Raw genomic sequence first — 8,852 nt, 5'->3', positions numbered from 1 at the left:
CCTGAGCACCACCGCAAACGGCTGCGCACGTCAAACCCGATCGAGCGCTCCGTCCAGCAGGAACTCAAACGGCGCACCGTCAAAATCAGGGTCTTTCCCGGCGAAGACGCGCTCTTGCGCCTCGTCAGCGCCGTGCTGGTCGAGATCGACGAAAAATGGGCCTCCGAAACGAAGGCCTACATCAAGTGGGAATGCCAGGATGCATGACCCCCTCTCAGCAGAATTTCCAGACCTCGGGTTGCTCAATCAAATTTTATACCGTCGCGCCCACCCCGCCCGAACAGCGCGCGCAGCGCGCCGGGCGAGCGCCTGACGGGTCTGCGGTCTGGCGCTTTGGCGGCCGGGCGCTGCCTCATGAAGGGTGGAGAGGTTTGGCGGGGATAAAGTGCCTCGAAAAACCGTAGCAGCGCCAGCCCCCGGTAGACGCTCGCCCGGCTTGGGGCGGGGCAGGACCAAACGATCCGAAATCCGCTATCCTCCACTTGACCCCGCCGCGCCAACCTCCTAAACGACCCTATCACGTTAGCCCCGGATTCGTCCGGGGCTTCGTTTTCGTCTATCGAGACGATCTAGCCGGGGACCTTCGGGGCCCTATACCCATGGTGGGCCACGGCCCGCCCTACATAGGCGGAACACACATCCGCCGTTTGCTAAACGGAAGACAGAAAGCATGGCACTCAAGTCGTATAAGCCAACGACGCCGGGCCAGCGCGGGCTGGTGCTGATCGACCGTTCGGAGCTGTACAAAGGACGCCCCGTCAAATCCCTCACCGAGGGTTTGTCGAAATCGGGCGGCCGGAACAACACCGGACGTATCACATCGCGTCGTCGCGGGGGTGGGGCCAAGCGCCTCTACCGGATCGTTGATTTCAAACGTAACAAAGTCGATATCGCGGCCACCGTCGAGCGGATCGAATATGACCCGAACCGGACCGCGTTCATCGCGCTCGTCAAGTATGACGATGGCGAGCAGACCTATATCCTGGCGCCTCAGCGTCTGGCGATCGGCGACAAGATCTATTCCGGCGCCAAGGTCGACATCAAGCCCGGCAACTGCATGCCGTTCTCGGGCATGCCCATCGGTACGATCATCCACAATATCGAGATGAAGCCCGGCAAGGGTGGCCAGATCGCACGCGCGGCAGGCACCTACGCCCAGTTCGTCGGTCGCGATGGTGGTTACGCTCAGATCCGCCTGTCCTCGGGCGAGCTGCGTCTGGTGCGCCAGGAATGCCGCGCAACGGTTGGTGCGGTCTCCAACCCCGACAACTCGAACCAGAACTACGGCAAGGCCGGCCGCATGCGCCACAAGGGCGTACGTCCGTCTGTGCGCGGTGTCGTGATGAACCCGATCGATCACCCCCATGGTGGTGGTGAGGGCCGGACCTCGGGTGGTCGTCATCCGGTGACCCCATGGGGCAAGCCCACGAAGGGTGCGCGCACCCGCAACAAGAACAAGGCGTCGCAGAAGCTGATCATCCGCTCGCGTCACGCCAAGAAGAAGGGCCGCTAAGATATGGCACGTTCTGTATGGAAAGGCCCCTTTGTCGATGCCTACGTCCTGAAAAAGGCGGAAGGCTCGCGTGAGGGCGGTCGTAACGAAGTCATCAAGATATGGTCGCGCCGCTCGACGATCCTGCCCCAGTTTGTGGGCCTGACGTTTGGCGTCTATAACGGTCGCAAGCATATCCCTGTCAACGTCACCGAGGACATGATCGGTCAGAAGTTCGGTGAGTATTCGCCGACTCGGACCTATACCGGTCATGCCGCGGACAAAAAAGCGAAGCGGAAGTAAGTCATGGGCAAGGAAAAGAACCCCCGCCGCGTGGCCGATAACGAAGCAATGGCAAAACTGCGCATGCTTCGTACCAGCCCGCAGAAACTGAACCTCGTCGCGCAGCTGATCCGTGGCAAGAAGGTGGACAAGGCCCTGACGGACCTCACCTTCAGCCAGAAGCGGATTGCCGAGGATGTGCGCAAGTGCCTGCAATCTGCCATCGCCAACGCCGAGAACAATCACAATCTCGACGTGGACGAGCTGATCGTGGCCGAAGCCTATGTCGGCAAGAACCTCGTGATGAAGCGCGGACGTCCGCGTGCCCGTGGCCGGTTTGGCGCCCTGCGCAAGCCGTTCTCGGAAATCACGATCAAACTGCGCCAAGTTGAGGAGCAAGCCTGATGGGTAACAAAGTCAATCCGATTGGCATGCGCCTTCAGATCAACCGCACCTGGGACAGCCGCTGGTATGCGGATACCAAGGATTACGGTAATCTGCTGCTCGAAGATCTGGCCATGCGCGAATTCATCAAGAACGAGTGCAAGCAGGCCGGCGTCAGCCGCGTCGTCATCGAGCGTCCGCACAAGAAATGCCGCGTCACGATCCACACAGCGCGTCCCGGCGTCATCATCGGCAAGAAAGGCGCAGACATCGAAACCCTGCGCAAGAAGCTGGCAGCGATGACGGCAAGCGAGCTGCACCTGAACATCGTAGAAGTGCGCAAGCCTGAACTGGACGCCGCGCTGGTGGGCGAAAGCATCGCCCAGCAGCTGGAGCGCCGGGTAAGCTTCCGCCGTGCGATGAAGCGGGCCGTGCAGAACGCCATGCGTATGGGTGCCCTTGGCATCCGCGTGAACCTCGCCGGCCGCCTTGGCGGCGCCGAGATTGCGCGGACCGAATGGTATCGTGAGGGCCGCGTCCCGCTGCATACGCTGCGGGCCGATATCGATTACGCGCATGTCGAGGCTCTGACAGCCTACGGCATCATCGGGATCAAGACCTGGATCTTCAAAGGCGAGATCATGGATCACGACCCCAGCGCGCGTGACCGCAAGGCTCAGGAACTTCAGGACGGTCCGGCACCTCGCGGTGCGGGCGGTCGGCGCTAAGAGGGAATGAAAGATGCTACAACCAAAACGCACTAAATTCCGCAAGCAGTTCAAAGGCCGCATCAAGGGCGAAGCCAAGGGCGGGTCTGACCTGAACTTTGGATCGTTCGGCCTGAAGGCAACGCAGCCCGAGCGTGTGACAGCGCGTCAGATCGAAGCGGCCCGCCGCGCGATGACACGCCACATGAAGCGTCAGGGCCGTGTCTGGATCCGGATTTTCCCGGATGTGCCGGTATCCTCCAAGCCTACCGAAGTCCGTATGGGTAAAGGTAAAGGTTCGGTCGATTACTGGGCCGCACGGGTCAAGCCGGGCCGGATCATGTTCGAGCTGGACGGCGTGAGCGAAGAAATCGCGGTCGAGGCCCTGCGTCTTGCTGCGATGAAGCTGCCGATCAAAACCCGCGTTGTTCAGCGCGAAGACTGGTGATTTTGCTACGCTAAGCGCAGCCCGGTAAAGAGATGAAGGCCCCCGCCAAGTGATTGGCGGGGGCTTTGCCTTGGCGACGAGGGGCATGATCAACTGGGCACTCTGCCCTGCTCAATCAGCGACATAGCGCCCGGTTAGTCACGCTCCGTGCGTTCCGCCCTCTGCAACGGCAGAGGTTCCTTGAAGGTCAGTGTGCGGTAGGGGAACGGGATCTCGATCCCGGCGTCATCCAGCGCGCGTTTGACGGCTGATACCACCTGATCACGGGACGTGCGAACCTCGACCGGTTTGGAGCCGGTCCACCATGTCACCTCGAAATTGATCGAGGACGAGGCAAATTCCTGCGCGAAAATCTGGATCGGTTTGCCGTCGGAGATCACCGTATCGCAGCCGCGCACCGCATCGGAAATCACCGTGCGCGCCTCGTCAATGTCGACGTCATAGGCAACGCCGCAGATCACCGTGACGCGGCGGTGATCCTTGTCTGTGCGCACGGTCACCGGGTTCTTGAACAGGATCGAGTTTGGCACGATGACCAGCTGGCCATCGGTCTGGCGGATATGGCTTTCGCGTATGGCAATGTGGGAGACCTGGCCCTCGATACCTTCGCATTCCACATGGTCGCCGATGCGCATTTCACGGCGGAAAAGGATGATGATCCCGGCCAGAAAATTCTCGAACACGTCCTTGAAGGCAAATCCGATGGCAACAGACCCGATGCCAAGCCCGGCAAGGATGCTGGCCGGCGTCAGGCCGGGAAACAGGATGACGGCGGCAATCATCACGCCGAGGAACCAGACCGCGATAGAGGTCAGCAATGCAAACAGCTCTTGCAGGCTTTGGCGCAGCTTGGTGCGTTTCAGCATTCGCTTCAGGGTTGATGTGGCAAGCTTGCTGACGATCCACGTCAAGAAGATGACAATGATCGCAACGGCCAGATTTGGAAGCAGAGCGATGGTGCTGCGCGCTATGTCGCGCAGTTGAGTGATGAGAACAGTGACCGGTTCCAGTGGGCTTCTCCTCCTAGAATGGGGACGTAACGCGGTCGGAACGCGGTTGGTTCACCCCGAAACGCTCTGGGGCGGCGAAATCAGCCCCAGGCGTAGTTGAAACTCACGCTGATACGGTCATCCTCGGACATGTTCACCGGCACCTCATGGCGCAGCCACGATTCCCACAGCAGCACTTCGCCGGCGTCGGGTGTCAGATAGGTGAACGTGCGCAAATCCACGCGCGCATCCTTGCGGCGGGGCGGGGCGGCCATCATCATCGGCAGGCGCGGATCCTCGAATTTGATGGCGCTGGTGCCCTCGGGCATCGTCACATAGGTGGTGCCGGAAATCACCGAATGGGGGTGGATGTGCGAGGCATGTGTGCCGCCTTCGGGCAGGATGTTGATCCACAGACTGTCGAGCTTCAGCTTTTTGCCGCCAAGGTCGAACTCCAGATCGGCGGCAAAGGCGGCGACGTGTTTGTCCAGCACCTTGACCAGATCGGCGAAGATCGGAAACCGGTAGGGCAGGTCGTCCAGTGACGCATAGGAGGTGTAGCCGGGATAGTCGTTATCCTCGCACCATTGCTGGCCGGCCGCGTCATCGTCGGCGATGGACCAGCAGGACGCTTCCAACTCGCCGGCGTCGATGGGTTTGCCCAGCTCGCGCAGCTCGGCGCGATAAAGGCGGGTGACAAAGAGGGAGGATATATCTGACATGCGTGTTTACTAGCGCAGGGCGGCGCGCATGGCGAGTGTGATTTCGCATGACGCTGTGCCGTTAGCTCTGAATAAAGGCGATGTCATCCAAGGTGATATTCGGGTTATCGCCCAGGCGCATCGTCCCTTCAAGCGCGGGGGATGTGGACGTTGCGGCAAAGCTCATCACCAGCGTCGCGCGGCCGACGTCATCGCGAATGATCTCTGCTGCGGTCATTTCGCGGTCCTCCTCTCCGGCGCCGCGCGCGATTTCGATGGTCAACACGTCTTCTCCGGGGGTGAAGTCGCTGATCGCGACCGGCACGCGGGCGTCACGGGTGTCGTACGGATCTGTACTGCCGTATTCCTGTGGCAGCAGGTTCAACGTGACGTCAAAGGCGTCCGCGCCCGCGCCACCGGTCAGCGTTCCGAATGAATAGTCGGGGTAGCCCAGACCGACATCACCGAGGGCGGTGATCGTGTCGTCGCCTTCGCCGCCATAGGCGACCGCGCCCGAATCGTTGATGCCGTTCGTCATGTTCAGTGTCAGGCTGTCATCACCTGCGCCGCCAAACATCTGCGCGGCGTGGCCTCCGGTCAGCGCATCGTCGCCGCCCTGGCCCAGCAGGGTGACGTCGTCGCCAAGGCCGGTCAGCGTATCGTTGCCGGCGCCCCCCTCCAGCGATATCGGCCCCGCTCCCGAGAAGGTCACGCTGTCGTTCCCATCGCCGGCCAGCACACGTTCGGGCGCGAGAAAACTATCCAGCGCGATCACATCATCGCCCTCCGTGCCGATCATGCCGGGGGAGAGGGCGGTGATGTACAGGCCGACATCAGACAGATCGGTAACGCCGTCAAAACGGACCGTGGCGTTCAGCTCATACGTGCCGTCCGCATCCGGGCGCAGACCGTCCCAGATCAGCCGCAGGTCGGTGCCGCCGTCCCGTTCGATCACCTCAAAGCCGCGATAATCATGCAGGCTGCCCGCGCCTTCATCGGCGCCGCGAATGTCGATATTCATATCATCGCCCGGCCCGAAATCCGCTATCCGTGCCATGACCCCTGCATCGACCACCGGATCGCCTGCGGCGTTGGTCTGGGTCAATGTGCCGGACCGCACTGCCTCAAGGTAGGCGTCATCATTTGTGCGGATAAGCAGATCAAATCCGTCACCGTCTTCGCCGCCGCGCAGGACGCTGTAGGACTGACCGGTGCCGTCCGGGGTCGAGATGTTGGCCGCCAGAAAATCAAAACCGTTGCCGCCGTCGGCAACACTGTTTTCGTCGCCGTTCGGATCATGTTGGATGGACAGGTAATCATTGCCTTCGCCGCCGAACAGTTGCGCGCCCGACACGTCTGTTGCCGTTATGTCGTCCTCGCCAAAACCGCCGTCGAGCGTCTGGCCCGCGCCGCCCGCAGCGCTCAGGAAATCGGCGCCGACGCCGCCCGAAAACGTGCCGGACCGGTCCCCGGCTGCAATCAGATCACTGCCGCGCCCGGCGCGCACGTCCAGAGAGCGGTCATCCAGGTCAAGATCATCAAACAGCAGATTGTCCAGACGGTCATCGCCATCGGTGCCGCGAATGGAGACGTCCCCGGACGGGTCATCGGGATAGCTGACCTGAATGCTGTTCGGATCGCCGGGCTCTTCGGGCGGGGCGGTGTCGTCTGATCCGTCCGGCTCGCCGCTGCGGGCAGGGGCGCCGTCGTCATCATCCCCGAACGCGTCTATGGCAAAGGCTGTCAGGGCCACGCCCAGCAGCGATAGCAGTACGATTCCCATCATGACGCGGCCCCCCCCCGGTATGGCGCATATTAAGAAATTCTTAACATATCCGCGCGAAAAGTCGTAACGCAATCGAATGGTGTCCACGAAACACTGTGTTCGCGCCGGGACTCCTCTATTGTCGCCTCACCGCTGCAAAGATGCCGGCCAAGCGGGGCGGTAGGGGGTTGCGCCTTGGCGGCAAGCCTCATATACGCGGCGGATCACAATGATCTCCACCGGAATCAGGGTGACCGGGGTGTATCCGATCAGCGGATGCGCGTTGGGCCCTCCAGTGATGTTGAAAGGAACAAGGCGATGGACGCCAAAGAACTTCGAGAGAAGACACCGGAGCAGCTGCGCGAAGAGCTGGCCAACCTGAAAAAGGCGCAGTTCAACCTGCGTTTCCAGGCGGCCACCGGCCAGCTGGAGAATGCGTCGCAGATGCGCGTTGCACGTCGCAGTGCCGCCCGCGTGCTGACCATCCTCAATGAGAAAGCCGCAGCCGCGGCAGCAGAATAAGGAGCCTGCAAGATGCCCAAACGTATCCTCTCTGGCACCGTGACAAGCGACGCCAACGCCCAGACCATCTCTGTTTCGGTCGAGCGCCGCTTCAAGCACCCGGTTCTGCAAAAGACGATCCGGAAGTCCAAGAAATACCGCGCCCATGACGAGAACAACACGTTCAAGGTGGGTGACAAGGTGCGCATCATCGAATGCCCGCCGCGGTCCAAGACGAAACGCTGGGAGGTTCTGGAGGGCTGAGCCCGCCAAGACCAAGCCAGCTTAATCGAAACCCCGGGGCAAGGGCCGCATCGCCCCCCGGTAGGTCGGGAGAAACCAAATGATCCAGATGCAGACAAACCTGGATGTTGCTGACAACAGCGGCGCGCGCCGTGTTCAGTGCATCAAGGTTCTGGGTGGTTCCAAGCGTCGTTACGCGAGTGTCGGTGACATTATCGTGGTATCGGTCAAGGAAGCCATCCCGCGGGGCCGCGTCAAGAAAGGCGACGTCCGCAAGGCTGTCGTTGTACGCACCGCCAAGGAAGTGCGCCGTGAAGACGGCACCTCCATCAAGTTCGACGGCAACGCCGCCGTCATCCTGAACACCGCAGGCGAGCCTGTCGGCACCCGTATCTTCGGGCCGGTGGTGCGCGAGCTGCGTGCCAAGAAGTTCATGAAAATCATCTCGCTCGCTCCGGAGGTGCTGTAACCATGGCTGCCAAACTGAAGAAGGGCGACAAGGTCGTCGTGATCGCAGGCAAGGACAAGGGCAAGGAAGGCACGATTTCCTCCGTTGACCCCAAGGCTGGCAAGGCAGTTGTGGATGGCGCCAACATGGCCATCCGCCACACCCGCCAGAGCCAGACCGCCCAGGGTGGCCGCCTGCCCAAGGCGATGCCCATCGACCTGAGCAACATCGCGCTGCTGGATGCCAACGGCAAACCGACCCGCGTCGGCTTTGACGTCAAGGACGGCAAGAAGGTGCGCGTTGCGAAAACCACGGGGGACGTGATCGATGCTTGATACAGCAAACTATACCCCGCGCCTGCGCGCGCAGTTCGACAGCGAGATCAAGGCGAAGCTGAAGGAAGAATTCGGCTACACCAACGACATGATGATCCCGCGTCTGGACAAGATCGTCCTGAACATCGGCTGCGGCTCCGAGGCCGTTCGCGACAGCAAGAAGGCCAAATCGGCGCAGGACGACCTGAGCACGATTTCCGGTCAGCGCGCTGTTGTGACCAAGGCCAAGAACTCGATCGCCGGTTTCCGCGTTCGCGAGGACATGCCGCTGGGGACCAAGGTCACCATGCGCGGCGCCCGCATGTACGACTTCCTCGACCGTCTGATCACGGTCGCGATGCCCCGTATCCGCGACTTCCGCGGCATTTCGGGCAAATCCTTTGATGGCAACGGCAACTACGCCTTCGGCATCAAGGAGCACATCATCTTCCCCGAGATCAACTTCGACAAGATCGACGAATCCTGGGGCATGGATGTCATCATCGCAACCACGGCGAAAACCGACGCTGAAGCGAAGGCACTGTTGAAGCACTTCAACATGCCCTTCAACAGCTGAA

At 61.2% G+C, this 8,852-nt stretch carries 14 protein-coding genes; 11 read left to right on the top strand and 3 right to left on the bottom strand.

Features of this window, described 5'->3' with window-relative positions; genetic code table 11:
* From DQ230_RS09395 to rplP, 6 genes are all read left to right on the top strand, one after another.
* On the top strand, positions 1 to 207 hold a 207-nt coding region (locus DQ230_RS09395; protein WP_203228034.1), incomplete at its 5' end, for a transposase.
* Between the two features lie 463 nt (positions 208 to 670).
* Entirely contained in the window at positions 671 to 1,513 is an 843-nt protein-coding gene (rplB, locus tag DQ230_RS09390) for a 50S ribosomal protein L2 (RefSeq protein WP_113912327.1), read from the top strand.
* Positions 1,514 to 1,516: 3 nt separating this feature from the next.
* Positions 1,517 to 1,795: a 30S ribosomal protein S19 gene (rpsS, locus tag DQ230_RS09385; protein ID WP_113912326.1), complete on the top strand. Its 279-nt coding sequence runs from the start codon at positions 1,517 to 1,519 to the stop codon at positions 1,793 to 1,795.
* A 3-nt stretch (positions 1,796 to 1,798) separates the two neighbouring features.
* Positions 1,799 to 2,179 carry a 50S ribosomal protein L22 gene (gene rplV, locus DQ230_RS09380; protein ID WP_113912325.1) on the top strand — a complete coding sequence of 127 codons (381 nt, stop codon included), beginning with the start codon at positions 1,799 to 1,801 and terminating at the stop codon, positions 2,177 to 2,179.
* A complete protein-coding gene (gene rpsC / locus DQ230_RS09375) occupies positions 2,179 to 2,886 on the top strand; it encodes a 30S ribosomal protein S3 (RefSeq protein WP_113912324.1) in 708 nt (235 codons plus the stop codon). The genes rplV and rpsC overlap by 1 nt, the downstream gene beginning before the upstream one ends.
* A 13-nt stretch (positions 2,887 to 2,899) precedes the next feature.
* The gene (rplP, locus tag DQ230_RS09370) at positions 2,900 to 3,313 is read left to right on the top strand and encodes a 50S ribosomal protein L16 (RefSeq protein ID WP_113912323.1); all 414 of its coding nucleotides are present in this window, start codon (positions 2,900 to 2,902) and stop codon (positions 3,311 to 3,313) included.
* A 134-nt stretch (positions 3,314 to 3,447) separates the two neighbouring features.
* Here the strand turns inward: rplP and DQ230_RS09365 are convergent, their stop codons facing one another.
* The 3 genes from DQ230_RS09365 to DQ230_RS09355 form a co-directional block, all read right to left on the bottom strand.
* On the bottom strand, positions 3,448 to 4,263 hold the full coding sequence (locus tag DQ230_RS09365; RefSeq protein WP_338050509.1) for a mechanosensitive ion channel family protein: 816 nt from the start codon (positions 4,261 to 4,263) through the stop codon (positions 3,448 to 3,450).
* A 140-nt stretch (positions 4,264 to 4,403) separates the two neighbouring features.
* Positions 4,404 to 5,024 (bottom strand): TIGR02466 family protein, encoded by a 621-nt coding sequence (locus DQ230_RS09360; RefSeq protein WP_113912321.1) that lies wholly within the window; start codon positions 5,022 to 5,024, stop codon positions 4,404 to 4,406.
* A 61-nt stretch (positions 5,025 to 5,085) separates the two neighbouring features.
* Positions 5,086 to 6,789, bottom strand: a complete 1,704-nt coding sequence (locus tag DQ230_RS09355; RefSeq protein WP_113912320.1) for a calcium-binding protein — start codon at positions 6,787 to 6,789, stop codon at positions 5,086 to 5,088.
* 297 nt (positions 6,790 to 7,086) lie between these two features.
* On the opposite strand from DQ230_RS09355, the gene rpmC reads away from it, so the two are divergent.
* The 5 genes from rpmC (at position 7,087) to rplE (ending at position 8,851) form a co-directional block, all read left to right on the top strand.
* Entirely contained in the window at positions 7,087 to 7,290 is a 204-nt protein-coding gene (gene rpmC / locus DQ230_RS09350; RefSeq protein WP_113912319.1) for a 50S ribosomal protein L29, read from the top strand.
* A 12-nt stretch (positions 7,291 to 7,302) separates the two neighbouring features.
* Complete coding sequence (gene rpsQ / locus DQ230_RS09345) at positions 7,303 to 7,533, top strand: 30S ribosomal protein S17 (RefSeq protein ID WP_108691211.1); 231 nt, start codon at positions 7,303 to 7,305, stop codon at positions 7,531 to 7,533.
* 79 nt (positions 7,534 to 7,612) lie between these two features.
* The gene (gene rplN, locus DQ230_RS09340) at positions 7,613 to 7,981 is read left to right on the top strand and encodes a 50S ribosomal protein L14 (RefSeq protein ID WP_113912318.1); all 369 of its coding nucleotides are present in this window, start codon (positions 7,613 to 7,615) and stop codon (positions 7,979 to 7,981) included.
* Between the two features lie 2 nt (positions 7,982 to 7,983).
* A complete protein-coding gene (gene rplX / locus DQ230_RS09335) occupies positions 7,984 to 8,295 on the top strand; it encodes a 50S ribosomal protein L24 (protein ID WP_113912317.1) in 312 nt (103 codons plus the stop codon).
* Positions 8,288 to 8,851: a 50S ribosomal protein L5 gene (gene rplE / locus DQ230_RS09330; protein ID WP_113912316.1), complete on the top strand. Its 564-nt coding sequence runs from the start codon at positions 8,288 to 8,290 to the stop codon at positions 8,849 to 8,851. The genes rplX and rplE overlap by 8 nt, the downstream gene beginning before the upstream one ends.
* The last annotated feature ends 1 nt before the right edge of the window (position 8,852 follow it).

It is taken from the genome of Roseovarius dicentrarchi, assembly GCF_003316635.1.
Classification (GTDB): Bacteria; Pseudomonadota; Alphaproteobacteria; order Rhodobacterales; family Rhodobacteraceae; genus Roseovarius; species Roseovarius dicentrarchi.
The sequence above is the reverse complement of the archived record's forward strand: the minus strand, read 5'-3'. Positions and strand labels throughout refer to the sequence as shown.